The sequence below is a fragment of the Lawsonella clevelandensis genome (assembly GCF_001293125.1).
Classification (GTDB): domain Bacteria; phylum Actinomycetota; class Actinomycetes; order Mycobacteriales; family Mycobacteriaceae; genus Lawsonella; species Lawsonella clevelandensis.
Genome location: NZ_CP009312.1, coordinates 1,174,301 through 1,200,636, shown reverse-complemented (window position 1 = coordinate 1,200,636; position 26,336 = coordinate 1,174,301). Strand labels below are relative to the sequence as shown.

The window sequence follows — 26,336 nt, the reverse complement described above, 5'->3', positions numbered from 1 at the left end:
TAACAGTAGAGAAAAACAATCTATATTAATAATTACCTATTTTTAATAGTATTGAAACTTCTTATTTTCACAGTTTTTACACTATAACTATCTCTATTGATGTTATTTTCGAAACTATAGAGGCATAATGTGGTCGCATGACTAGTTGTCATTTTTCTATTTAAAAATAAGGAGCCTACCGAGTTGGCCCGGTAGGCTCCTTGTGAAAAGAACTCGATTCTAGACAGTGAAAATACGGTTTCCGTCACCCACTAGATAGTTATAGACGGTTCCAAAAACTTGACACACTTACCAAAGGCACACGTCTAGCAGCCAAAAACATCCTTTGAACTGCAGCGATGTTACTTCCCTTGGACCTAGAGGCTGTCTCCGAAGTCTGCGCGGTACTTCGCCACCAACGCCTCCTGCCAATCGGAGGTTGGCTCCAGACGACCATAGAAGAAGCGCAGCACTTCCGGCTCTTCCGTGAAGCGCAGACCACCAATAAGATGACGGTTCTCGTACAGCCACACCAGACGGTCCACTGCGTACTTCACCTGGGAAAGGGTGAAGACGCGGCGCGGCAGCGCCAGGCGCAACAGCTCCATATTGGAGAACTCCTCCGACCCATCCGGATTACGCTGCTCGGACATGGTGCCACGCTCCATACCGCGGCAGCCGGACGCCAGATAGAAAGCCACCGCCAGCGCACCTGCCGGGTACTCCTCCTGCGGGATATGGTCGCAGAACCGCATGGCGTCCACGTGGCAGCCCAAACCGCCACCAGGAGTAATCACCGGCACGCCCGCCTTCTTCAGCTCATCCACCATGTAGCCAATGTAGATCGGCCCCTGGTTGATCATCTCCTCATCCATGGTCTCTTCCAGACCCACAGTGAGCGCTTCCATCTCACGTACCGACATACCGCCGTAGGTGAGGAAGCCCTCAAAGAACGGCACCAGCGGACGCATCTGACGGAAGTAGGTTTCGTTCGTGGTACAAATGCCGCCACCGCGGGCAGAACCGAGCTTGCGGGCGGAAAAGTAGATAATGTCGCAGCAGGCGGCAATACGACGGGTAATCTCGCGGATAGAGAGGTACTTGCAGGACTCCTCACGAGTCTTAATGAAGTACAGGTTGTCGGAGAGCAGCGAAGCATCCAGCACCAGCATCCGGCCGTACTCGCGGCAGACATCCCGCACCTGCTCCAGGTTCTCCAGGGAGAACGGTTGGCCACCGATGAGGTTGGTGCCGGCCTCCATACGAACGAACGGAACCCGCTCCGGGTCCTCGGCAATAAAGGAACGCAGCGCGTCAATATCCATATTGCCCTTGAAGAGCAGGTCGGACTCCACCTCCAGGCCCTCTTCACGAATGAGCTCAAGCACCTCTCCACCCATTTCGGTAATGTGCGCCTTCGTAGTGGTGAAGTGATAGTTCATGGGAACCACATGGCCCGGCTTCACATAGGTGCGGGCGATGATATTCTCACAGGCACGGCCCTGGTGAGCAGGCAAAAAGTAGGGGGTTCCGAAAATTTCTTCAACGCGAGCAGAGAGACGCTTGAAGGTTTGGGAGCCAGCGTAGGCGTCGTCAGCCAGCATCATGGCAGCCTGCTGACGGTCGGACATGGCGTTCACACCAGAGTCCGTGAGCATATCGAGGAAGACATGCTCGGTACCCAGAAGGAAGGTGTTATTCCCGGCCTCGGTGATAGCGGTGTGGCGTTGTTCCACATCCGGCAGGTTGAGGCGCTGAATAATGCGCACCTTGTGCATTTCGAGAGGGATTTGTTCGCCAGCGTAGAACTTTACGTTCGCCATAGATACTCCAAAAGGCGTGGCACCAGATCGTATGACTTGAGAATGTAAACCAGGTATACACAGTGCACTAGGCATTTAAAATTGACTGCCCTCATGCTACAAAGCGATCACCTCCCCTATCGACCATTGAGGAAACCTATGGCAACAGCAGTATTTAATCCGTATAATTTCCAGAACAAGCAGATACCAGGCATCGAGGTCAGCCACCCTATAACACTGTTGCCCTATGCACCCATAAATTCTTGACGACATTTGATCTTCCGAACTACATACATAGTCAATCAGGACACTCCCTCTCCTTAACAGGACGCGTCTCAAACTCCCCACTTCCTACACCTCAAGTGAGTTCTCCCCTATGTTCAAAAAAAACATCGCACTGCAGTACTAGCTGTAGCAGTTGCCACTGCCCTTCTGACTTCATCGTCTGTAGTTAACGCTTCCCCCAACCCACGTCATTTCACCACTCGTAACACCTCAGCACTTCCTGTCGTGTACTTGGGTGGAGCTAACGACGCGACCTTCCTTAACAGTGATATTAAAAAGAACATCACCACTGCAGGCATGCAATTTTTCGAGTGGGACCCACTGATGGCCTCCATCAAAGAATCCCCGAAGCTCTACGACCACATGGTCCCCCACGCACAATCCACCAAAGCCCTCACCCTCCTCATGCTTAAGGGCCACACCCTCGCACCCCAAAACAAGTAACTCACAGCTAGTAATACCGGTAATGGCCACTAGCCCCTCAAGCGGGGAAGCGGCCTACATCGGTTGTAGCGAGACTGTACGCCCGCTAGCGCCAACGCCACTCATGAAAACCTTAGGACGGCAGTCGGCTTTCATCGATGCCGGCCCGTAGACTGGTTACAAACTCCTTCACCGGCTCCACCGCATTCTCGCCATGTTCGGCGATCAACCGCACAATAGCCGAGCCCACAATGGCCCCATCGGATGCGTGCGCCATCGCATGCGCCTGCTGCGGCGAACCAATCCCGAAACCAACGGCCACAGGAATGTCCGTCACCTCGCGGATCTTCTCCACAATCGCAGGAATGTCGGTGGTGATCTCGCTGCGCATACCCGTCACACCCAGCGAGGACACCAGGTAGAGGAAACCACGGGCACCCGTCGCCACCCGCTCAATACGCTCATCGGAGGTGGGCGCCAGCATAGAGATGACGTCCACCCCATAGCGGGCCGCCACATCGGCCACCTCGTCGCGCTCCTCGTAAGGGACGTCGGCCACAATAATGCCCGCAACTCCCAACTCCCGGCAGCGAGCGAAGAAGCGGTCCATTCCGTAGTGCAGCACCGGGTTCATGTAGCCCATGAACACCAGCGGGATACTGCAGGTCTCACGCAGCTGCGCCACCATCCCGAAAATGCCATCCAAAGTGGTGCCGCCCTGCAAAGAACGCAGCGATGCTTCCTGGATGACGGGACCTTCCGCGACCGGGTCGGAGAAGGGGATACCTAGCTCAACCAGGTCGCAGCCCGCTTCGGCCATGCCGATAACCAGCTGGCGAGTGGTGTCCAGGGTAGGGTCGCCGACGGTGACGAAGCCGATGAGAGCCTTGCGATCGGCAAAGGCGGAGGCGATGGTCGGCTGTACCGGCTCCACGGCATGTGCAGCAGCGTCGGTCTGGGTGGATGCTGTGGCGGAGGTTGCAGGGTTACTCATGAATATCCACTCCCTTGTAACGAGCAATAGCGGCAACATCCTTATCACCGCGACCCGACAAACAAACAATGATCGACTCATCCGGGCTCAGCGTGGGAGCCAACTTCCGGGCATACGCCACCGCATGGGCGGATTCAATTGCCGGGATAATTCCCTCCACCCGGCTTAGATACTCGAAGGCTGCCACCGCTTCATCATCAGTGATAGGCACATACTGGGCGCGGCCTGCGTCCCGCAGGTAGGCGTGTTCCGGGCCGATACCCGGATAATCCAGGCCCGCCGAAATGGAGTACACCTGGTCAATCTGGCCATCCTGATTCTGGCAGAAGTAGGACTTCATGCCATGAAAGACTCCTATCTCTCCCCTCGCCATCGTTGCCGCATGCTGGTCAGTATCGACACCGCGACCCGCCGCCTCACAACCAATAAGCTGCACGTCGGCGTCCGGAATGAAATGGTAAAACATGCCCATTGCGTTGGAGCCACCGCCCACGCAGGCCAGCACTGCGGCGGGAAGCTGCCCCTCCACCTCGAGAATCTGCCGGCGGGCCTCCTCCGAGATCACCGACTGGAAGTCACGCACCATCATGGGGAACGGGTGGGGACCCATCACCGACCCAAGGCAGTAGTGAGTGTCGTCAATGCGGCTCACCCATTCGCGCATGGCCGCATTCACGGCATCCTTCAGCACCTGGGATCCCTCGGTGACGGCGTGCACCTTCGCCCCTAGCAGCTCCATGCGGTACACGTTCAGAGCCTGGCGGTCGGTGTCCTCCTTACCCATGAACACCTCGCACTCCATGCCAAGAAGTGCGGCGGCGGTGGCGGTGGCCACCCCATGCTGGCCAGCACCCGTCTCGGCGATAAGGCGGGTCTTTCCGCGCTTCTTCGCCAGCAGCGCCTGCCCCAACACATTGTTAATCTTGTGCGAACCTGTGTGGTTCAGGTCCTCTCGCTTCAGATAGACCTTAGCGCCGCCCAAATCCTCCGTCATATGCTCTGCAAAGTAGAGCAGCGACGGGCGGTTCGCATAGTTGAGGAAAAGCTCGGTGAGCTCCCCACGGAACTCTGGGTCGGCCATCAGCTGAAAGTAGGAGGACTCCAGATCATGCAGCTCCTGCATCAGCGTCTCGGTAATGTACTGGCCACCAAACACGCCAAAACGGCCCGGATGCTCAGGGTTGGTGGGATCGCCTTCCGCAACATGGGTGGAGGCAGCAGCCAGGTTACGCAGCGCCCGCACCCGGTCCGGGGACCGCATGAGGGTCTCCCCGATGAGGGCCGCATCCACGCCGACCTGCCGCAGAGTGAACATGTCGGCAGAATCCCGCACCCCGGATTCGCCGACGAACAGCACATCCAGCGGCACCTCCTGGCGCAGCCGGGCCGTAGTCGTCAAGTCCACTTCGAAGGTGCGCAGGTCCCGGTTATTGATGCCGAGGATTCGCGCACCAGCAGCGAGAGCCCGCGCCACCTCTACATTGTCGTGGGCTTCCACCAGTGCGTCCATGCCGAGGCTTTCGGCCAGCGCAATCTTGTGGGCCAGATCCTCCTCCTCCAGGATGGAGACGATCAGCAGCACTGCAGCCGCACCCAGGGTAGCGGCCTCCTCGATCTGCACATCATCAATAATGAACTCCTTACGGAGCACTGGGATGGTGAGGTCAGCGGCAATCTCCTGGAGGTACTGGGGGCTGCCCTGGAAGAAATCCGGTTCGGTGAGGCAACTAATGGCGCGGGCGCCACCCTGCTGGTAGTCGCGTGCGATCTCCAAGTAGGGGAAGTCAGAGCTGATAAGTCCCTTCGAGGGGCTCGCCTTCTTAACCTCCGCAATGATGGACACACCAGGGGCGGCCACAGCCCGGTAGAAGTTGCCGGCGCGGCCGGTAGCCAGGCGCTCCTCAGCGGCCTGCTGGGCGCGCTGGGTGAGGTCGGCAAGGTCTGTCTCCGCCTTGAAGGCGGCGACCCGTTCGCGGGTCTTCGCCACAATGTCGTCCAGGATCGTCATAGGTTACTCTCCTTCTTCCACAGCGTTGGTGGCGGCAATGAACTCCTCCAGCTTGGCCTTGGCCTTGCCGGAGTCGATCATCTCGGCGGCGATTTCCGCTGCCTGCTCCAGGGTGGTGTTCTGCTTTGCCAGGTAGATGCCCGCGGCGGCGTTCATGATGACGGTCTCGCGCTTGGGGCCAGGCTGCCCGTCCAGAATCTGGCGGGTGATGACAGCGTTCTCGGCCGGGTTGCCGCCTACCAGGTCCCGTTTGGTACCACGTTGCAGACCAAACTGTTCCGGGGCGAGAGTGTATTCGGTAAAGACGCCGTTGATACATTCGCAGACGGTGTTGTCGGCGGAGGAGGTGATCTCGTCCAGTCCGTCCTGGGAGTAGACCACCAGGTTGCGGCGCACCCCCAGGTTGTCGAGCACTTCAGAGAGGGGGCGGACGAGGGATTCGTCATACACACCCAGCACCTGCATATTGGCGGCGGCTGGGTTGGTGAGCGGCCCCAGTACGTTGAAGATGGTGCGGATGCCCAGTTCGGAGCGGACGGCAGCCACGTTTTTCATGGCGGAATGGTAGCGCTGCGCGAAGAAGAAGCACATGTTGACGTCGTCGAGTAGTGTGAGGTTGCCCTCCGGGCTGATGTCGAGGCGGGCACCTAGGGCTTCCAGGCAGTCGGCGGCGCCAGACTTGGAGGAGGCGGAGCGGTTGCCGTGCTTGGCGACGGGCACCCCTGCCGCGGCGATGACGAAGCTGGAGGTGGTGGAAATGTTGAAGGAGAAAGCTTTGTCTCCGCCGGTGCCGACGATCTCCAGGAGGTCCCGGTTGTGGTCGATGCGGGTGCCGTGGTTGCGCATGGATTGGGCGGCAGCGGTTATTTCCTCCACGGTCTCGCCTTTGATGGAGAGGGCGGTAAGGGCGGCTGCTTTCATGATGCCGGAGGCTTCCCCGGTCATGATTTCGTCCATCATGTGGCGCATGGTGGGGGCGGAGAGGTTTTCCCCTCGTACTAGTTGGTCGAGTGCATCCTTAATCATGCGAGGCTCCTGTGGAGGAAGTTGTCGATCATGGTCTGCCCTTGGGGGGTGAGAATGGATTCGGGGTGGAATTGCACACCGTAGGTGGGGTGCTCCGTGTGAGTGACGGCCATGATTTCGCCGTCGTCGGCACGAGCGGTGATGCGCAGCTCGTCCGGCATGGTGGCGGGGTCGGCGACGAGGGAGTGGTAGCGGCCCACCACAACGCGCTCCGGCAGCCCCTGGAAGAGTTGGTCGGTGGGGTCGACGGTGATGAGGCTGGCTTTGCCGTGGAGGAGTTCGTCGGCGTAGGTGATGGTAGCGCCGAAGACCTGGCAGAGTGCCTGGTGGCCAAGGCAGACACCGAGGATGGGGTACTCGCCGGTGAGCTCCCGCATGACGGCGGGGCAGATGCCGGAGTTTTCGGGGCGGCCGGGGCCGGGTGAGAGGATGATGGCCTGCGGATGGAGGCGGCGGATGTCGTTCAGGGTGACGGCGTCGTTGCGGACCACCTGCACTGCTGGCTTACCCCCAGCGACACCGGTGGCACTGCCAGCACCGTTGCTGTCACCATTCCCTTCCCGTTCAGCACAGCGCTGCGGCATGTCACAGCGTTGCTGCATGTCCCGGTGCTGGTGCGCGTACTGCTGGAGGGCAGGGGAGCCGGCCACAAAGTGGTAGAGGTTGTAGGTGAAGGAGTCGAAGTTATCGATGAGGAGGATCATGGTTAGCGCTCCTCTTCTGGGCTCGCGACCACCCCAGCTTCGTGGGGGAGCCCTCCGTTAGCGCGTTCCAGCGCCTCCACCACAGCCTTCGCCTTGTTGATGGTTTCTTGGTATTCGGTGGCGGGGACGGAGTCTGCCACAATGCCGGCACCGGAGCGCACCGCCACTACCCCGTTGCGCTTGTAGGCGAAACGGATGGCGATGCACATGTCCATATTGCCGGTGAGGTCAAAGTAGCCCAGGGCACCGCCGTAGACACCGCGGCGCACCCCCTCCAGCTCGTCAATAATGTGGCAGGCGCGAATCTTGGGGGCGCCGGAGAGTGTGCCAGCCGGTAGTACCGAGCCCACTGCGTCGATGACGTTCGCTCCCTCGGCTAGCTTCGCCTCCACCACGGAACCGATATGCATAACGTGCGAGTAGCGGTGGACCTGCGCCAGCTCCGTCACCTTCACCGTCCCAGGGGCGGCAAAGCGCCCCAGGTCATTACGTCCCAGGTCGACGAGCATGTAGTGTTCGGCCAGTTCCTTGGGGTCGTGGAGCACCTCGTATTCCAGGGCGGCGTCCTCTTCCGCAGTGGCGCCGCGCGGGCGGGTACCGGCCAGCGGGAAGGTTTTGGCAACCCCGTCCTGCACCGACACCAAGGTCTCTGGGCTGGCACCCGCGATCTCCCCCATTGGGCTGGTGAAGTAGAACATGTAGGGCGACGGGTTGGTGGTGCGTAGCACCCGGTAGGCGTCAAAGAGGGAGCCGCTGGCGGGGGCCTGCAGTCGGTTCGCGAGCACCACCTGGAAAATGTCGCCCTCGAAGAGGTGGCGTTTGGCGCGCTCCACGATAGCCGAGTACTGCTCGCAGTCCATATCGGGGATAAGGGGTCCGTGCAGCTGCAGCGGTTCTACCGGCTGGGTGGGCTGCTGGAAGACCAGGTTTTCCATTTCGTCCAAAGTGCGGAGGCCCTGCTGGTAGGAGGCGTCGAGGTTCTCGTTGGGAATGTTGGTGATGAGAACGATGTGCTGGGTGAGGTGGTCAAAGCAGATGATGTTCTCGAAGAGCATGAGGTCGAGGTCGTGGAAGCCTTCGTCGTCCGTGCCGTGCAGGTGGAGGGCGGGTTCGTGGACGGCGAAATAGTCGTAGGCGAGGTAGCCGACGAGCCCGCCGGTGAAGGGCGGCAGTTCCGGCAGGTGCGGGCTGTGGTGTTCGTCGATAATGCGGGCGATAACGTCGCGGGGCAGCTCCGTGGTGGTGGTTGCCTGGTCCTCGTGGTCGAAGGGAGTGATGGTGACGGTGCCGGCGTGGGCGGTGACGGTGAGGGAAGGCTGGTAGCCAAGGAAGGTGTAGCGGCCGCGGTGTTGCGGGTCGCTGAGGGACTCCAGTAGGAAAATGTGGGAATAGCGTTCCTTCAAGGCGGCGATGAGGCGCAGCGGGGTGGTGTGGTCGGAGTAGACCGTGCGGGCGAGGGGAACGCGGCGGTAGTCAGAGTGGTCGAGGAGGGAATGGAGGTCGGCCAAGCTGGTGGTGGTCATGGAAGGTGGTGTCCTGTTGCTCGTGCGAGGATGGTGGGCAGAATATAGCCCGGTACAAAGACCGGGGGAGTCCACTGCTGTCTGCCGAGAGCAACGGGAAGACCGTGTGCGGGAGAAGGGGCGCTAGGTGCAGCCGCTGCGTTTAGGCAGAGCAGAAGGTACCGCGCCATCGCCAGGACGACAGGGCGAACCCACAGAGGGATTCGCGGCAAGGTCCACAGGCGTTAGTCATATCGTGACTATAGCAATACGCTACGGGGAGCTGCTAACACGGTGGGTGCGGTCCCAGGAGGGGGAGTAGTGGGTCAGCCCACTGAGTGCGCGGTTGAGGAGCCACGCCAGCGGTACCGTCACCACCACTACAAAAAGTGTCACGAACAGCCAGTTTCCGGTGAACGCGGGGTAGTTGAGGACGCGTATGACTCCCTCCATCACCAGCATGTGCAGCAGGAAGAATTCATAAGAAATTCTCCCTAAGCGGACGGCCGGACCAGCTGTAAACAACGCATGGTAGTTGCGGGTTACCCCATCACCCTCTGGATCACCGAAAATAAGCGGCACCATGAACCCGCAGGCGGTCATCATGCCGAAGAAACCACGGCCCCACGCGTCGGCGACGTCCGCCGGCACCACCGCCGGCTCCCCACCCACATTGATCGCCACGTAACAGAAGAACGCAATAACCCCTGCCAACAGCGACGTGAGGGTAATGGCCGACTGGCGGTAGCGGGGAATGCGCACCGACAGCACCGCCATCATCATGCCGACCACAAACCACACGAGGAAGGCTGGCAGCCAGGTGCGGGAACTCACATCCACCACCCGGTAGGTGCGGGTGACAACATCCCACACCTGGGACACCATTGCCCACACTAACAGGAACAACAAGGTCCCCAACGCGCTAAACCTCCGCCGGTTCACCACATGCACCGCTAGCAGCGCAATGATAGGGAACAGCAGGTAGAAGGAGACAGTCACACACACCGCCCAGGACTGGGTGAAACCAGTGTGATAGTGCCCCAAGCCGTAGATCTGAGTGAAAGTGAGATGGCGGATCACATCCCCCGTAGTCTCCGCATTCCCCGCCAGCGACTCCTGCCCATAGAACACCCCAAACACCAGCGCTACCGCCACCCAATAGGCGGGCACCAGGCGGCGGAAGCGATGCCAGAAGTAGCTGCGCAGCGTAGGGGTGGGCCCCACCTGCCCGTCCTCCTGTCGCTCCACCATGGCACGCACCCAGGGCCGGAAGAGGAAGAATCCGGAGAGCAGGAAGAAAGCGGCCACCCCGAGGGTGCCGATACGGTCAAATACCCCGCCCATGTAGCTGAGGCGGAAATGCCCGGTGGCGAAAGCTGCATGGTTGATGGCGATGAACAGCACCGCGTAGGCGCGCACCCCGGTGAGGGCCGGCATTGGCCCCGACAGGTTCTCCGCATGCCGCACTGGGCGTTGGCGGGCCCGCCGCTCTGCTTTACGGGTGGGCGAGAGGGCCACAGCGGGGCTGGCGGAGAGGGCGTCGGCGGCGGCTCTTTCCTCCCGCTTGCGGGCCTCCTCGGCAGCCTGGATAGCGCGCTGGCGGGCTTCCTCCTCCGCGCGGGTGAGAGTGCGGGAGACGGAGGCAGCATTGTGGCGGGATTCACTGCCACGGTCGAAAGCGGAGTCGTACCGCAGGAAGAGGGTTTCCGCGCCGGGAGTGTCCGGCTCTACCTCGAAGGGGTAAGGGGTGCGGACGGGGGGGCGGCCCTGGGGGTGAGATTCGCTGCGCTCGAAAGCCGGTTCGGAGCCCATCATGAGGAAGGCGGCGGAGCGTTCCGCGTCCAACGGATGCGGGGTGACGGCGGGGATGCCGGCAGCTGGTGTGGGGTGGCCGCTGTCTGCCATAGGTCTCCCCCTTTCTCCAGGCTCGGGTTCATTCTGGGATATCATGCCGGGCTACTTCTGTGGCGGTAGTGCCAGGCTACCAACTTGTGCGTCGTTGAGACAGAACACCATGGCAGGGTCGAACAGCCGTACCGTCATCTGGCCTCCCGCTCCCGCCATGCGGAACCACACAGTGTGGGTGCCGGCCTGCACCGGCACCCGTACCCGTTCACCCCTATCGAAGGTCACCTCAATTGTGCCGGAGATGCTTGCCGTATAGTGCAGCTCCACATCCCACGTGTAGTACACGAGTGGGCTGGTGAAGGGGTGGCTCACTCCGGTGACAGGGGCGGCCAGGCAACTCGGACCGCCCGGCGCACCAACGGACGTACCAGCGGACGTACCACTAGGGATCCCTGCCGCAGGTTGGGCGGGCAACCCTTGTAGATGCGTCACCGGTTGCACTTCTGCCGGCCGCAACACACCCTGTTCATCTAGTAACGCTGGAGTAGTCGTCCAGGTGGAGAATATGGGGTGCTGGGGAAGCACCCCGAACACACGCGAAGTGAGGTTATTCGGGTACTCCACAGAGGAGAGAATATGCTCGGCTAACGGTTGCGGCTGCAGCCTCCCCCCATGCTGGGAGATCGTCCGCACCGCATTCGCAAGATATGGGCCGGTGGGGTTCTGCCGCCACAGGTGGTTGAAGGTGACGGTACTGGCCAACGATCCCGCCACCACAATAGTGCTCAGCAGGGCGACAGCGGTGGGGAGCTTATCGTGCCAGGCGTGGAGAGTCTCCCGGAAGCGGGTGTAGTTTTTGGCCCGACTCGGCTCCACATGGGTGAGCAACGGAAACATCAACATAGTAATGCCGAACAGCACCGCCACCTCCGGCATGTAGCGGAAGGACTGCACCACCTGTGGGGCAGTGTCAGCAGTACTGCGAGCCAGCAGGATCGGCAGCTGTTCTGCGATTACCACCAGCACAAACACTGTCCACAGCAGCCAGCTGCGGCTCCGCCACAAGAGCGTCACCACAATAATGGCGGCCACCACCACCGCCGCCACAATGAGCAGCGCCAGCGGCGGGTGCGCCCACGGCAAGCCCGGCTCGCCCGGCAGTGGCATCTCCCAACGCCACGGGCCACCCACTACCCCCGGCACCACCCCATGCGTCAACGTGCGCCCCAACAGCGATGGCACCTGCGCGAACTCGTGTGCCGGCGGGGTCTCCCGGAGCGTCGAAAAGTAGACGATCATCCACAGGAAGCTAGTCATGACTAAACCAGCCAGCAACGGACGGCCGCGGCGCACCTGCTCGGTAATTTCCGCCACCCACCGCTGGTGGGACGTCGGCAACACCACCCAGCCCATTGCCATCAGCGCCACTACCAGCGCAATCAACACAGCCTTCTCATAGAAGAAGAGCGTGAGCAAATACACCAAGATAATGCGCACCATCAGCAGCTGACGGCGATCCACATCCGTGGACCGGCACAGCACCACCGTATCCGCCGCCGTCCACGCCAACCCTGCCCACAACGGCAGAAACGTGAGGCCCGCCGACCACCACACCGTAGACGGCAGCGCCACCGGAGACAACAGCACCATCCCCAGCGCCGCCAGCGACAGCCAGCGCTTACCGCCTATCACCGTCACCATCCGCAACGTCGCCAACACCGCAATACTATGTAGCAGGCCCAGTTGTAGCGCCGGCAGCCACCACTGCACGGGCGCCATCCTGGTGGCTAGCCCCGACAGAAGAAACGCCCCCGGCATCAAATGCCCATGATGGTTCCAGAACAGGCACATGGAGGAGAGACCACAATGCTGGTAGTGGCCAATAAGAACAAGATCATCGGTAGAGAAGGACCCCTGCGCCACCACCACCGTATGTAGCAGAACAGCGACCGCGACCAGCACCCCCGCCATCACCCAGTAGCGGCGAGATGACAGCGCAGGGCGCGACAACACCGGGAACACACCTTCATCATAGCCAGCACCAGCAGCCTGGGAAGGGACCCCTCACCGTGTGAAATACCGCCAAATGTGGAGTGGCGTCACTACAGTAAAAGTATGCGTTTCGGAAAGACCTCGCTCCGCCTCCTGAGCTGCGTGAGCGCCTGTGCCCTCGCCCTCGCCGGCTGTGCACAACCGGACCAGAACGCCTCCCGCACCCCCTCCCCCGCGGACAGTGTCCCTACCAACGTCAATATCACCTGCGCGCGCTTCACCTCCCTCTCCACCGCAGACCAAAAGACCGCGGCCGACAAACTGCTCCGCAGCTACCACGAAGCCAGTGCCCTTGCCTCCGACCAGGCGAAAGCCCGGCGCGACTTCCACCTGGAAGGAAAACTCTCCGACCGTGTTGAGATGGAATCCCCCTCCTTCCTCAACCTGGCCCGTCACACCTGCGCACTCCCCCGCAACCGGGATGTTCGGCTACTCACCGCCATGGGGTTCAGCTAGCCTCCGCGCTCATCGCTGCCCCGGAAGTTGCCCCACTTCCACGGGAGCACCCCCAACAGTTTCTATACAATCGGGCTAGACACCCGTTGCGCGGCTTTCGCATACGGCCCATCATCCTCCAGAGGAGACCATAATGACTGCCCCCAGTGACCGTGTTGTACTGATTGCCTACGACGGCTCTCGCCAAGCAAAACGCGCTGTGGCTTTCGTCTCCACCTTCATCCGCGATGAACACGTTATCCTCCTCACCGCCTGGCAAGCCGTCCAAATGCAGGCAGCCCGCGCCTCCGGCATCGGCGGACTCGTCCAACCCAACTGGGACTCCGAAAACATGGTCGAAGACCCCGGCCTCTCCGATGCCCGCAACTTCGCCTTCGAAGGCGCCGAACTGGCCAAAGAACACGGTATGGAGAATACTGAAAGCTACCTCGTGGAGTACACCACCAGCGTATGGAACGCCATCACCAAGGTGGCAGAACAGCTCGACGCGGACCTCATTGTGACCGGCACCCACGGCCGCACCGGGTTCCAAGAGCTCATGCACCCATCTGTGGCCGACCGTGTCCTCAAGCACGGACACCGCCCCGTCCTCATCGTCCCCCCCGAGGTATAACACCACCAGCCCACGGGTCAGCCGTCACCCGCGCCTCCCCCCTCTCGGAGACCATCCAAAGGAGACCTGGAACCGACATGAAGATCGTCACCGCTGGCGTTCTCAGCACCATCGTCGGTGCTGCGCTGGCACTCGCCCTCGTCATCCCCTTCACCAACTCCACCTCCGGTTCGAGTCTTCCCCAAGGCATCACTGGAAACGCCGACGATGCCATCTCCGGCCAGGTTGTCTACGGCAGCCGCTAACCGCGGCCCCACCCTCCGCCACCGCCTGCGGCGCTGCCACACCTCCGACGGCACGCTGCGGCACCTTCACCTTCTTCACCGCCTGCGGCGCAACCGCCCCCTGCCCTACCTGCTGAGTTACCTCGGGTTCCTCCTCCTCACCCTCCTCCAGAACCCCGGCCACACCGTCGCCGATACCAAACACGACCTCACCGCCAACCCCCTCGGTTTCCTCGCCCGCGCCACTAGCCTGTGGGACTCCACCGCCCCCATGGGGCAACTCCAGAACCAAGCCTACGGCTACCTCTTCCCCCAAGGCCCCTTCTTCGCCGTCGGGCACCTCCTGCATCTTCCCGGCTGGCTCATCCAACGACTCTGGTGGGCGCTGCTCCTGTGGGTTGGCTTCTGGGGCATCCTGTGGCTTGCCCGCACCCTCCGCATTGGCGGACCACGCAGCCGCACCGCCGGTGCACTGGTGTATGTGCTCTCGCCGCGCATTTTTACCACGTTGGGGGCGATAAGCTCAGAATCCCTCCCCTACATGCTGGCCCCCTGGGTGCTGGTGCCGGTGGTGTGGGCACTTGACGGTAATGGCCTTCCCGGCGACCCCAACCTTCACAGCGACCCCAGCCTTCCCGGCGGCCCCAGCCTTCCCGGCGGCCCCAGAGACTCCGGTAACCCTGGAGATTCTCCCAGCCCACATTCGGCGCAGCTGCGGCATGCTGCCTTCCTCTCTGCCATCGCCGTCGCCTGCATGGGGGCCGTCAACGCCACCGCCACCTTGGCCGCGCTGCTCGTCAGTATCCTCTGGTGGCTCCTCCACCGCCCTTCCGGCCGCTGGGCCAGGTTCACCGGCTGGTGGATACTAGGCGGAGTACTGGCCTGCACCTGGTGGGTGGGGCCACTGCTGCTCCTAGGCCGCTACTCCCCACCCTTCCTCGACTACATCGAATCCGCCCAGGTGACGACCCGCTGGGCAAACCTGGCCGAAACTCTCCGTGGCACCACCTCCTGGACCCCTTACCTTTCCACCGAGCGGGTGGCGGGGGCGCTGCTCGTCACGCAACCTGTCCTTATTGTCGCCACTTCCCTGGTGGCCGCTGCCGGACTGGCGGGACTCACCCTGCGCAGCATGCCGCAACGGGGGCGGCTTACCACCATTGCCTTGGTGGGCATTACTCTTCTCTGCCTAGGCTGGGTAGGGGTGCTGGATGCGCCCTTCGCTGGCCACGTGCGGGCTTTCCTGGATGGGCCCGGCGCGGTCTTCCGCAACGTCCACAAATTCGATCCACTCCTCCGCCTGCCCCTCGCCTTAGGCTTCACCCACCTCCTCAGCCGTGTTCCCGTCCACTCCTGGGCGGACCTGGCCCACCCGGAACGGCAGCCGCGTGTCGCCGCCGGCATAGTGATGGTGACGGCCCTGGCGGTAGCAGTGTCCCCCGCCTGGACACTGCGCCTCGCCCCGCAGGGCACCTACCGGGACGTGCCCGACTACTGGGCGGAGGCCGCCCACTGGCTGGCCGACCACGCTCCGGAACGCCCCCCTAGTGGAGCCGGCAGCAGCCCCCACGAGCCCACCCCAGCTGCCCGCGCCCTAGTGGTACCGGGTGCGAATTTCGCCAGCCAACTGTGGGGCCTCACCCGCGATGAACCCTTGCAGCCCCTCGCCCGCAGCCCCTGGGCAGTACGGGATGCCATCCCCCTGGTGCCCCCGAATACTATCCGCGCCATGGATGCGGTGGAACAGCTGGTGGCCGCTGGACGCCCAGCGGTAGGCTTGGCTCCCACGCTGGCGAGGCAGGGTATTCGTTTTGTAGTGGTGCGCAATGATCTCAACCTAGCAGTGAGCAATGCTGCCAACCCGCTGCTGGTGCATCGGACAGTGTTGGGGTCTCCCGGGTTGCGGCGGGTGGCACAGTTTGGCTCGGCAACCCGTGCCGGAGTGGGGTACCAGGGGGAAGGCGCTACCCAACCAGTGCCGTTCTTCCTACGGAACATGCCACGCCCCTCCTATCCGGCCATCGAAATTTTTGAGGTGGATCTGGACGGTACAAACACCCCGACCTCGTTCCCCTTTGGGGGGCCGTGGCTGGTGAGTACGGATACGGTGCCGCTGGTGGCGGGCGGGCCGGAGGCACTGAGTTCCTTCAACGACACCGCGTTGAGTTTCGGGCAACCTATCCCAACGGTGCGAATGCTGTCCGGGCATGTGACGCGCCTCTACCAGCAGACTGTTAGCCAGCAGGTGGCAGCTGGGCGGGGCGCACTCCGGCAGGACACTTTTCCACCGGGCACACGTCCGCCCAGCGACCCCACCACGCCACGGTGGCTGGGCCTCACCATTACGGATAGCCCCAAAGCCCGCGAAACCGACTTCGGGCGGGTGGACCACCACTCCTCTGGTATCCGTAGCCGCCGCGACACCCGCCACACCGGAAACCGGCAACCCGACTACGCCACCGATGCCGCCCCCCTCATCTACTCCCGCTGGTATGGGGGCCGGGTGACGGTCAGTTCTAGCGCCGAATACGCGGACCAGCTGGGCAAAGTTCGCCCCGGGGCAGATCCCGCCGCCGCCTTCGACGGCAACCCCCATAGCGCCTGGCTGTCCGCCTTCCCTGGTAGCGCAGTGGGGCAATCCCTGACGGTGCACCTAGACCACCCCATTCTGCAGGGGTCGGTGACGGTGACGGTGCCGCGAGGGCTGCCCGGCAGCCCCATCAACCGGCTGGTGCTCCACACCGCTGCTGGCTCCGCTATTGTGTCCACCACGCCCGGGCGGCGCACCGTCATCCCCCTTCCTCCCGGTACCACAACATGGCTGCGGATTTCTGCGGGGTCTACCCAGGATGGGTCGGCCGGTGGCCAGTTTGGCCTGTCCGAGGTGGTGGTGCGGGATACCAGCCGCCCCACCTCCAGTGGGACAGGTACCGTGGTGCAGATTGGCCGCGAAGTGGTGGTGGGCTACCCGGACCATGCGGAGTTTTTGCCGCCGCTGCTGGGCTGGAGCTTGCACCAGGACTATCCGGGGGCGCTGCCCTGTGCGGAGGGCCCCACCGGGGCGACGGTGTGCGACCCCTCTTGGGTGGAGCCGCCGGAGGAGCCGGGGGTGTTTCGCCGCACCATCGCCACCCCGCGGGAGGTGGAGGTGGCGCCGCGGATGCTGGTACGGCTGAACAGTGCCCGCATTGCGCGAGTGTCCACCACGGCCCCGCCGCGCCTGCGGATTAACACGGGCTGTGATGGAGGGCTGGCGTTGGTGGTTACTCCGGGTAGTGCCCGACAGGCCGCCTCCTGGGATACCTCCGAAGGTTCCCCCAGTGTCCCTGTTCCCCAGCGTATTCCACTGCGATTGGAGGGTGATCCGGAGGACATTGCGGCGGCATTACAACGTGGCGAGACGGTGCCGGCGGTGGCGTGCCAACCGTCCACGGTGCTGCTCCCCGCTGGGGAGGTGCGAGTGGAAGGCCAGGCGGGCCACAACCTGGTGGTGGATACCCTGCAGCTAACGACTCCCGCCGGCCAACGTCGTCTCGCTGCTGCGGCACGCCTGAGTACTCGCCACCACTCCGCTCCGCCACGTCTGCTGGAGTGGGGAAAAAGTGTGCGGCGCCTGGAATTTGGGCCGAGTACGGATACCCGCCTACTGGTGGTGCCGGAGAGCGTCAACCCAGGTTGGCAGGCTACCCTCGCCGATGGGCGCATCCTGCAGCCCACCACTGCCAATGGCTGGCAGCAGGCGTGGCTGCTGCCAGCGGAATCGGAAGGAGTAGTGACACTTCGCTTTACCCCCAACACCCCCTACCGCATTGCGTTATGCGTGGGTGGGGTGTTGGTACTGCTGCTTATTGTGCTCACGGTAGTAGACGGGGTGCGGCTGCGGCGACTGGATGGCTCTCGCTTTGGCCGTGCCCTGCAGTGCCGGTGGAGTGCGGTGACGGCCCCCAGCCCCCACCCCCGCACGTCCTTCGGTGACAGCGGCCGCTCCCCGTGGGCCACGCTCCTCACCGCTGCCGGCACGACCCTCAGCGGCGTGCTACTGGCCGCCCATCCATGGACTCTCACCGGCGGCCACAGCTACGCCGGCGACCACTGGCTCACCCAGCTTTGCGCCCTGGTTGCCGTCGTCGCGTTGGCTCTTGCCGCCTGTCCGCTACCCACGAGCTGGCGCCACGCCGCCCGCGCACTGCGCGAACGCTACACCTCTTCCCCTGCTGGCTTCTCCACGTGTGGCTCTAGAGCCGCAGCTACCTCCACCTCTAGCGCCGCAGCTGCACGCCGCCCCTCCCAGGCACGCAATCGCCGGCGCAACGGCTCCTCCACCAGCGCGTAACTAGCAGCACTCAGCGGCACCGTCAGCAACACCGTCACCACCCACACACCCAGCGTGTGGCCACTAAACAGCGGCAACCCCAGAATCTGAAATGCCGCCCGCAGCGCCACCAGATGCCACAGGAAAATTCCATAAGACCAGCGCCCCAACGCCTGCACTACCCCACTGCACAGGACAGGGTGGCAGGCCCTCGCCGGCCCCACCACCAGTGGCGCTACCGAGAAGAAGGCGATTCCCACACCCAGCACCATCCGCCATGCGAACGCCCCCGGGGAAGGCTGCACAAACGCCACCGGCCCCATGAACGGCTGCGCTGCCACCACAAACAACACCGCCACCACCAACGGGTTCAACCACCCCACCTGCACCAGTACCGTCACCTCCCGGTGTTGCCGTAACCCCAGGCAACGATCCGCCCACACTTCCGCCAGCAGCATCCCCACCCCAAACCAGGGGATGAACGCCGGGAACTGCATCTGCCCATTAAGCTCCCCGAGCGGCTCCCACAGCTGACCCAGCGGCACCCACGCCCACCCCAAGAACAACAGCGACACCGCCGCAATAGTGGGGATGCGCCACCGCACCCGCTGCCCCCGCAGCCCCCACAACGCCCATGCCGCCAGCGGCAACAGCAGGTAGAAGCCGCCCTCGACGGACAAACTCCACATTTGGGTAAGACCATCGGTGAGCGAAAGCGGCACATACACCTGGGTCAGGGTGAGGTTCGCCAACACCCCTTCCCAGGAAAGCCGCTGGCCACCTGGGAACAGCAGCAGTACCGTCACCACCACCAGCCAGTAGGCGGGCATAATGCGGACGAAGCGGGCGCGATAGTAGCGACCCACAGCAGGGCGGGCAGCGGGATCCACAGCCGAGTGAACCGCTGCGTTCGCAGTGAAGCGAGCAGCCGAACCAAGAGAGGGCGCCCCCGTACTCTCCTGCCGGGCAGCGAGAGACTGCCGCCGCCACAATAAAAACCCGGAAACCGCAAAAAACACTGCCACCCACAAATCCAGGCGCCCCCACAGCCACTGCCACCCCGCCCCCGTCTGAAACGCCACGTGGCTTGTGAGCACACCCAGCGCCGCTAACGCCCGCACGCCCTCCAAGGCGGGGATAAAAGACCGCGGCTGCTCCATAGTGCAAAAATGTCCTGTGTTAGTATTTTTCCTGATAGGCCCTGTGTAGACGGCAGTGTGACCAACCGCCGCCAGAGGCCGCCGCGCTTCCACGCTATAGCGACAGCCCTCTCCCGAAGCCTGCGCTGTAACACTCGGGTGTCGGCTCGTGGGCCCCACACGAACCTCCGTCACCCCAACTATAAACTCCCCCCAGAACACCCTCTGTCGACCAACGAAGGAGACCCCATGGCAACCCCTTCCGACAGCCCCAAGAAACTCCTCCCCAGCATCCTCGCGGGAGTAGGGGCTTTCCTTCTGGTTGCCGGCATTCTCCTCCCCACCTTCCTGGTGCCGCGCCTCTCCATCGCCCCCCTCGCTGTCGGGCCCGGCAACAGCGGAAACACCCACACCACTACCACCGTTGAAGGCACCGCCTTCGACCCCGTCGCCTACCGGCAGCAGAAACCCACCGCCGGCAACGCGGATCGCCCCGAATGCAAGCAGCCCAACCCTGCCACCTGGCGTCTTCCCATGTTCTGCTTCATCGACACCCGCGTCCCCCTCAGCAGCCGCACCACCGTCTTCGGCGCCGAACCTGCCAACGACAAAGTGAACACCTACCAGGCCGGCTACACCCTCTGGCGAAAAGACCGGAAAACCCTGGAGGATGGCATCATCACGTCCTACGTCGACCGGGTGACCACCAACCGCCGTACCAGTGCCCCCACCGGCGAATCCATCATCTACCCCAACGCCGACCCGGCTAACCCTGGTGCCAACGACCCTATCAAGCCCTTCCAGCGCACCGGCTACCAGTACAAGTTCCCCTACAACACGAGCCTGGACAGCCACTACAGCTATTTCGACCCGTTCGTGCTGCAGTCCATTCCCCTCACTCCCGTTCGGGAAACCGTGGTGGACGGGGTGAAAGCCCTGGAATTCAAGCAGGTTGTGGGGCCCACCAACCTGTACAAGGTGTGGGAGAAAGCGCTGCGCGACGACCACGGCAACCTCTCCTTCATCGACAAACTCACCCTCTCCGCCTTCCGTTTTAACGAGCCGGAAAGCGTGTGGAAAAACGGCGGCAGCGACCAGGTTGTGCCCTACTACGCCTACTACTACAAAGAGCGCGACCTGGTGATCTCCCAGGCCACTGGGCAGATCCTGAAAAAGCACGAGTACTTCCAATGGTTTGCCGCTAAGAATGAGGACGCTGCACGCTCCTACCTCCACGACAACGGCATGAGGTCGGGCCTGGACAACCCCACCGTGACACTCGTGGAGGCAGATACGACTCTGTCCAAGAAGGACACGGAGGACGTTGTGGCGGACGAGAAGTCCACCTATGCCCTGTTGCAGGGTGCCACCGTGGGCGGCTGGGTAATGGGCGGCGTTGGCCTGATTCTGCTGGTGTTGGGCTGGTTTACCGTGGTGAAGCGGACCCGCGAATGGGATCGGATTACCCGTGCCGTGCGGGAGGACCTGCCTCTCGACGGCGATGACGACGGGGCTGGTCATGACAGCGCTGGTGACGACAGCGCTGGTGACGACAATGGTAACGGTACTCGTGCTGGCGACAGTACTGGTGACGGCGAAGGCACAGCCCGCTAGCAGCGTCACCCCGCCACACCGTCTTATCTCGCTACCGGGTGGGAACCGCCTGGCGCCACTCCGTCACACCGACGACCACCAGCGCAATGGCCGCACACCCGACCGCGGTCACCAACAACCCTACCGGCGTGTGGACAACCAGTGCCACAACCACCACCTCGGCCACCAGCAGCGGCCACACCACCAGCGTGACTCTCTCCCCCGCCACCGCAATAGCCCCCACCAACAACACCTGCAGCAGGCTGAACAGCACCCCCAACAGAGCAAACAGCCACAGCATCCCCGTCACTGGCGCAAACCTCTCCCCCAACACCAACGGCACCCAGCGGGCTACTAGCGCGGTACCCGCCACCACCACGGCCCCCACACCCCACAACAACCCCAGCGCCCGGCGCATCGCCCCCTGCCGCACTCGCACATCCGCTAGCTGCGGGTAGAACACCAACGCCACCGCCGCCGGCAACCAGAACGCGATCTTGGTAAAGATAGCGCCCGCCGCATATAGCCCCGCATCGGTATGAGTGAGCACCCACTGCGCCAACACCACATCCAGCTGAGTGAACACCATAATGAGCAGCTGCACCTGGGTAGCCCACCACACAGCGGAGAGCGACACACCCGAGATGGTACCGCCCGGAGTTGTAGCGCCCATGGTAGTAGCGCCCGAGACAGTAGAGCCAGGAGTGGAAGGTGACGATGCCCGCCCCGCCAGTACTCTCGCCACCGCCCAGACCAACGCATATCCCGCCGTCGACGCCACAAACGACCACCCCACCGAATCAGTTCGCCACAGTACCAGCACCGCCGGCACCACCTTGCCGACCCCCGCCAACGCCACCACCGCGGCCAGCCCCGCAAACCGTTGCTCGCCCTGCAGGATGCCCTGCTCTCCTGCCAGCCCCACCAACACCGGCACTGCCAGCAGCGCGGAGAACGTCACCCACCCCGACCAGTGCGCAAAGTATGCCGTAAGAGCGAGTCCTACCAGCAACGCCACCACCGACACCACCCCACCGGTCTGCCACACCAGCCGGTGGATCCCCGCCACTGCCGCTCCCTTTGCCCGTTCCCGCGCCACCACGGTCTGCACCGCCAACGCCGGCACTGCCGCCACCACCTGCACCGCCATCAGCGCCGCAAACTGCCCATACCCTGCCGGGCCCAACAGATTCGTGGCGGCAATATGCAGCAGGTACCCCAAGATGTTGGCGAGCATACTACCTGCCGTCACCCACCCCATACCGCGGACCACCTCCCCCCGGACCGGTCGCCTCACACCCCTCACATCCCTTACGCTCCCCCCTTCACCCGGCTCCCCCGCGGGCGCGGGCGCCGAAGCAGCAGAGCGGGATACACACATGTCTCCATTATGCAGCCGCCCCTCAATATTTCTTTGTGATGCTCGTACAATTCTGGGCCCGTCAGGCACAATAGAAGCATGTCGCGCAGAGCACTCCGTTCCGTCAACGCTGCCCTCGGCTGGGTCACCCTGTGGTGCGTCGTGCTCACTAGCGTCCTGCTGTGGCCCCTCTTCAAACGTGGCTACCTCCTCACCCGCGACACCGTCTCCACCCCCCGCTCCTACATCACCCCCTCTGCCCTCGGCATTGGAGACACCTCCGCCCGCGCCGTCCCCCAAGACGCCTTCCTCGCCATCGTCTCCCAATTCATGGACGGTGGCCTGGCCGTCAAGATCCTCCTCTTCCTCGCCCTCATCCTCGCCGGCCTGGGCGCCGCCGGCCTGGGCTGGTACTTCCTCTTCCCGGGCACCCGCGGGCAAGCACTCGCCCAGGGGCTTGTCGCCGCCACTTTCGCCATCTGGAACCCCTTCGTGGTGGAGCGCCTGTTGCAGGGGCACTGGTCGCTGCTCGTGGGCTACGGGGCACTCCCCTGGATCGGCCTCACTGGCGCCATGGTGATGTCCCCCGGCCGCTACACCCGCCTCACCGCCTGGGCTGCGCTGGCCGCCTCCATGGCAGTGGCCGGCTTCACCCCCACCGGCGCCGTCATGGGCATCATATTCGCCGTCATCTCCGTCGGCCTTCCCAAACGCCCCATCGATGTGGCGGAACTCCGCCTCGCCATCGATCACACCTCTAGCCCCCTCAAATACTGGCAGCGCGTACTGGTGGTGCTGGGGATCGGTCTGCTCGTCACCCTCCCTTGGCTCTACCCCTCCTTCCTCCAGGTCTCCCACAATGGGCCTGCCTCTCTGTCAGACAGCGCCGGCATCTCCGCCTTTGCCGCCCGCGGGGAAGGGCCACTCGGATTCTTGGGGACCTTCTTCTCCCTCATCAGCCTGGGCGGAATTTGGAATGCGGATGTGGTTCCAGCTAGCCGCTCCAGTTTCTTCGTCTTCTTCGCCCTGGCACTTCAGCTGGTGCTGCTGGGCGTTGGTGTGTGGCGGTTCCGCCGCTCCAAGACGCGTCGGCTCGTCTACCTGTGGGCGGGTGCCGCACTCGTCGCTACCGTCGTCATCACCTTCTTCTCCTACCCCTTCGGTACCCATGTGGCGGTGTGGCTGGTGGAGCACATTCCGGGGGCTGGCTTATTCCGCGATACCCAAAAGTGGATGGCGCTGATGATGCCCATCTATGCAGTGTTGATGAGTGCCTGTGCCCGTGCAGTCTATGAGTTCAGCTACCGTCACAAAGTGTTTGGGGCACGAGTGGATGCGCGAGGGGCGATCGCCGTGCTGTGCGTACTCATTATTGTGATGCTCCCGGACGCGCCGCTGGCCACCAGCAAGCACCTGCAGCCGGTCATCTACTCCTCCTCCTGGAACGAGATTATTAAGGCGGTGGAGGGAAGCAACGGCGACATGGCCGTGTTACCCGCCGGGCAGTTACGTGTCTTTGACCGCACCGGGAACCGGCCGGTGCTGGATCCCTCCTCCCGGCTGATGCCGGTGGAGGTGTTGAATGCCGACGACCTGCCGGTGCACATGGTGCGCGCCGTGGACGGCCAGGAAGAGCGAGACACGGTGGTGGTAGCGGGCGAGAATGTGCGCGCCCACCAGGTGGAGTGGGCGCTGCTGCAGGGGGCGCCGGCTGGTGTGCTGGCCTCCCTTGGGGTGCGCTGGGTGCTCATCGAGAATGTGGTGGCGCCGAAGGTACCCGACACCTTGGAGTTCCGCAATACTCTGCGGGGGCTGGAGCCGGTGTTGACGGCGCCTGATCTGACCCTCTACCGGGTGCCGGGGATTGTCAGCCGCGACTACTCTCCCACGCGCTGGGAGTGGGCATTCGCGTTCACCTTCCATATTGTGTGGCTACTCCTGATGGTGGTGGGCTACACCGCCATGACCTGGCTCATCGTTAAAGACCGGAAGCGTGCCGCGGAGGCCTCCCAGGAGAATCCGTAGGCCCGCTGCTGGGCTGCTTCCCCCATCTGAACCCGCAGCCGTGGGTTGTCGATGAGCCGCTGCGTGGCGTCCCGGAAACCATCCAGACTGTCCACCAGGACGCCCGTCACCCCATCCACCACGGAGTCAGTAAGCCCGGCCGAGCTACGGTAGCCAATGGTGGGCACGCAGTGTTGGGCCGCTTCCGTGACAGCCAACCCCCAGCCTTCTTTGCGGGAAGGCATGAGGTGAATGTGCGCTTGGGCGAGAAGCTGGTGTTTGTGGGTGTCGGTGACGTGTCCATGGAAGGTGACGTGCTGGGCGGTGAGGCGGTAGCGGCGGGCATGCTGGCGTAGTTCCGCATCCCACCAGCCGCTACCGATGATGTCCAAATGGAGGTGGGGGTAGCTGGGGAGGAGCGCAGCGAGGGTGCTGAGGGCGTGTTCTAGTTGTTTGTGGGGGACGAGGCGGGAGAGGGTAACGAGCCGGACCTCAGTATCTCCCTCCAGCGGTGTGAGGCGGACTGGCTGATCTGTACCGAGGGGAGTACACCCGTTGGGCACCACCGCAATGCGGTCCGAATTGACGCCTAGGCGCTGCAGTTCCCGCTTCGATGCCTCCGACACGGTGATGTACTGACAGTGGCGGTGCACGTGGGGCGATAGCCAGGACTCCAGCCACCATCCCAGCTGCGCCAAGCCTGGCCCCGCTACTGGCCACTGTTCGTGGTGGCAATGGTGTTCCAGAATGATGACGGGTGCAGGGCTCACAAGGTGGGCGAAGAACGGCACCCCGTTTTGGGTGTCGATGATGACGTCCGGTATTCCCATGTCCGCCAATGGTCCGCGAGCCCAACGGGCGCGCAGGAGTGCCGCCAACGCACGCGGGTAGACGGTGATGCGGTTCCCACCACGGCTGAACCGGATGCCGTTGCGGGTCTCCTGGGCGGGTGCGCCGAGGTAGGCGGCAGTGCAGTAGAACACCCGGTGGCCGGCGTGTGCGAGAGCCTCCCCCATCGTCTCCAGGTAGTGTTCGGAGCCGCCTCCTTGGGGGTGGCCGCTGTCGCGCCAGCACAGCAGTAACACTGTGGACATGGGGCTCCTTCCTGTCCCCTTCAACCTACCCGCCGGCGCAGTGCACTGCACCCAGCGTGCCTGTTTCATTTCGCTCTCCCCTGCGCTCCGCCCGGTAGGCTCACAGTGTGACCTCTACCCCGTCTGCTTTCCGCGCCTTGCGCCGCCGTGCCACGTTGGCTCGCTCGTGGGCATTGCTCACCAGCTTTCCCGATGAGCAGCGCCACCCAGAACGTTTCTACAACGCTCTCTCCAGCGACACCGCGGACCTTATTGAACTGCTGTGGGAGGGGACGACGGGGACCTCATTGACGGGGACGACGGTGCTGGATGTGGGAGGTGGGCCCGGCTATTTCGGCCGCGAGTTTGGGAAGCGGGGGGTGCGATATATTGGCTGTGAGCCGGACCTGCGGGAACTCCAAGCTGCTGGATTGCCACTGGAGCCACAGGTGCGTGGGTTGACGGTGCAGGGGTCCGGCATGGATTTGCCGTTTGCCAGCGATGCGGTGGACGTGGTGTATTCCAGCAATGTGGTAGAACATGTGCCGGAACCGTGGCGGATGTGCGATGAGATGGTGCGGGTTTGCCGGCCGGGCGGGCTTATCGTGGTGAGCTACACCCTGTGGTATGGGCCTTTTGGTGGGCATGAGATGGGGCTCACCCACTATCTGGGTGGGGACAGGGCGCGGCGGTTGTATGAGCGGCGGCACGGGCACTCACCGAAGAATTATTTTGGGCGGTCGCTGTTTGCGGTGGGCTGCCGGGAGGGCATGGAGTGGGCACGCCACCAGCCTGATGCGGAGGTGGCGGGGTTCTTTCCCCGCTACCACCCCGGTTGGGCGTGGTGGATGGTGAACGTGCCGGGGTTCCGGGAGGTGGCGGTGAGCAACCTGGTGGCGGTGCTTCGTAAGCGGGGCGGCCAGTAGCTGCCGTCACACT

General features: G+C 63.1%; 18 protein-coding genes and 1 pseudogene. 8 read left to right on the top strand and 11 right to left on the bottom strand.

All coding sequences use genetic code 11. From position 1 onward, the window contains the following. Positions 1–356 precede the first annotated feature (356 nt). A complete protein-coding gene (locus IY73_RS05080; RefSeq protein ID WP_053979011.1) occupies positions 357–1,802 on the bottom strand; it encodes a tryptophanase in 1,446 nt (481 codons plus the stop codon). A gap of 561 nt (positions 1,803–2,363) precedes the next feature. Here IY73_RS05080 and IY73_RS08440 point away from each other — a divergent pair. Next, positions 2,364–2,510 (top strand): hypothetical protein, encoded by a 147-nt coding sequence (locus tag IY73_RS08440; RefSeq protein WP_158408649.1) that lies wholly within the window; start codon positions 2,364–2,366, stop codon positions 2,508–2,510. Between the two features lie 112 nt (positions 2,511–2,622). Here the strand turns inward: IY73_RS08440 and trpA are convergent, their stop codons facing one another. The 7 genes from trpA to IY73_RS05040 form a co-directional block, all read right to left on the bottom strand. Continuing rightward, positions 2,623–3,483 (bottom strand): tryptophan synthase subunit alpha, encoded by an 861-nt coding sequence (trpA, locus tag IY73_RS05070; protein ID WP_082346588.1) that lies wholly within the window; start codon positions 3,481–3,483, stop codon positions 2,623–2,625. Next, entirely contained in the window at positions 3,476–5,491 is a 2,016-nt protein-coding gene (gene trpB, locus IY73_RS08735; protein ID WP_082346587.1) for a tryptophan synthase subunit beta, read from the bottom strand. The genes trpA and trpB overlap by 8 nt, the downstream gene beginning before the upstream one ends. 3 nt (positions 5,492–5,494) lie before the next feature. After that, positions 5,495–6,517, bottom strand: a complete 1,023-nt coding sequence (gene trpD / locus IY73_RS05060) for an anthranilate phosphoribosyltransferase (RefSeq protein ID WP_053962138.1) — start codon at positions 6,515–6,517, stop codon at positions 5,495–5,497. Next, the gene (locus tag IY73_RS05055; protein ID WP_053962137.1) at positions 6,514–7,221 is read right to left on the bottom strand and encodes an anthranilate synthase component II; all 708 of its coding nucleotides are present in this window, start codon (positions 7,219–7,221) and stop codon (positions 6,514–6,516) included. Before IY73_RS05055 ends, trpD begins: the two co-directional genes overlap by 4 nt. 2 nt (positions 7,222–7,223) lie before the next feature. Then, positions 7,224–8,744, bottom strand: a complete 1,521-nt coding sequence (locus tag IY73_RS05050; RefSeq protein WP_053979010.1) for an anthranilate synthase component I family protein — start codon at positions 8,742–8,744, stop codon at positions 7,224–7,226. A gap of 252 nt (positions 8,745–8,996) precedes the next feature. After that, positions 8,997–10,628, bottom strand: coding sequence for an acyltransferase family protein (locus IY73_RS05045; protein ID WP_053979009.1), 1,632 nt, complete (start codon positions 10,626–10,628; stop codon positions 8,997–8,999). A 51-nt stretch (positions 10,629–10,679) separates the two neighbouring features. After that, positions 10,680–12,584, bottom strand: a complete 1,905-nt coding sequence (locus tag IY73_RS05040; protein WP_053979008.1) for a hypothetical protein — start codon at positions 12,582–12,584, stop codon at positions 10,680–10,682. A 102-nt stretch (positions 12,585–12,686) separates the two neighbouring features. On the opposite strand from IY73_RS05040, the gene IY73_RS05035 reads away from it, so the two are divergent. The 4 genes from IY73_RS05035 (at position 12,687) to IY73_RS08260 (ending at position 18,249) form a co-directional block, all read left to right on the top strand. Beyond that, positions 12,687–13,079 (top strand): hypothetical protein, encoded by a 393-nt coding sequence (locus IY73_RS05035; protein ID WP_053962133.1) that lies wholly within the window; start codon positions 12,687–12,689, stop codon positions 13,077–13,079. Between the two features lie 133 nt (positions 13,080–13,212). Next, the gene (locus IY73_RS05030) at positions 13,213–13,692 is read left to right on the top strand and encodes a universal stress protein (RefSeq protein WP_053962132.1); all 480 of its coding nucleotides are present in this window, start codon (positions 13,213–13,215) and stop codon (positions 13,690–13,692) included. A 77-nt stretch (positions 13,693–13,769) separates the two neighbouring features. Further along, positions 13,770–13,937, top strand: coding sequence for a DUF2613 family protein (locus IY73_RS08180; RefSeq protein WP_082345441.1), 168 nt, complete (start codon positions 13,770–13,772; stop codon positions 13,935–13,937). Then, positions 13,900–18,249, top strand: a complete 4,350-nt coding sequence (locus IY73_RS08260; protein ID WP_096334769.1) for a DUF3367 domain-containing protein — start codon at positions 13,900–13,902, stop codon at positions 18,247–18,249. Before IY73_RS08180 ends, IY73_RS08260 begins: the two co-directional genes overlap by 38 nt. A 62-nt stretch (positions 18,250–18,311) precedes the next feature. Here IY73_RS08260 and IY73_RS08625 read toward each other — a convergent pair. After that, positions 18,312–19,388, bottom strand: a pseudogene (locus IY73_RS08625) (acyltransferase family protein); the annotation flags it as partial. A gap of 228 nt (positions 19,389–19,616) precedes the next feature. Between IY73_RS08625 and IY73_RS05020 the strand changes: the two are divergent. Further along, positions 19,617–20,981 (top strand): porin PorA family protein, encoded by a 1,365-nt coding sequence (locus IY73_RS05020; protein WP_053979006.1) that lies wholly within the window; start codon positions 19,617–19,619, stop codon positions 20,979–20,981. A 31-nt stretch (positions 20,982–21,012) separates the two neighbouring features. Here the strand turns inward: IY73_RS05020 and IY73_RS05015 are convergent, their stop codons facing one another. After that, positions 21,013–22,257, bottom strand: coding sequence for a lipopolysaccharide biosynthesis protein (locus IY73_RS05015; RefSeq protein WP_158408648.1), 1,245 nt, complete (start codon positions 22,255–22,257; stop codon positions 21,013–21,015). A gap of 162 nt (positions 22,258–22,419) precedes the next feature. On the opposite strand from IY73_RS05015, the gene IY73_RS08730 reads away from it, so the two are divergent. Next, complete coding sequence (locus IY73_RS08730; protein ID WP_053979005.1) at positions 22,420–24,345, top strand: hypothetical protein; 1,926 nt, start codon at positions 22,420–22,422, stop codon at positions 24,343–24,345. Here IY73_RS08730 and IY73_RS05005 read toward each other — a convergent pair. Next, on the bottom strand, positions 24,273–25,418 hold the full coding sequence (locus IY73_RS05005) for a glycosyltransferase family 4 protein (RefSeq protein WP_053979004.1): 1,146 nt from the start codon (positions 25,416–25,418) through the stop codon (positions 24,273–24,275). The genes IY73_RS08730 and IY73_RS05005 overlap by 73 nt on opposite strands. 107 nt (positions 25,419–25,525) lie before the next feature. Here IY73_RS05005 and IY73_RS05000 point away from each other — a divergent pair, with 107 nt between their 5' ends. Continuing rightward, a complete protein-coding gene (locus IY73_RS05000) occupies positions 25,526–26,323 on the top strand; it encodes a class I SAM-dependent methyltransferase (RefSeq protein WP_237023722.1) in 798 nt (265 codons plus the stop codon). Positions 26,324–26,336: the final 13 nt, after the last annotated feature.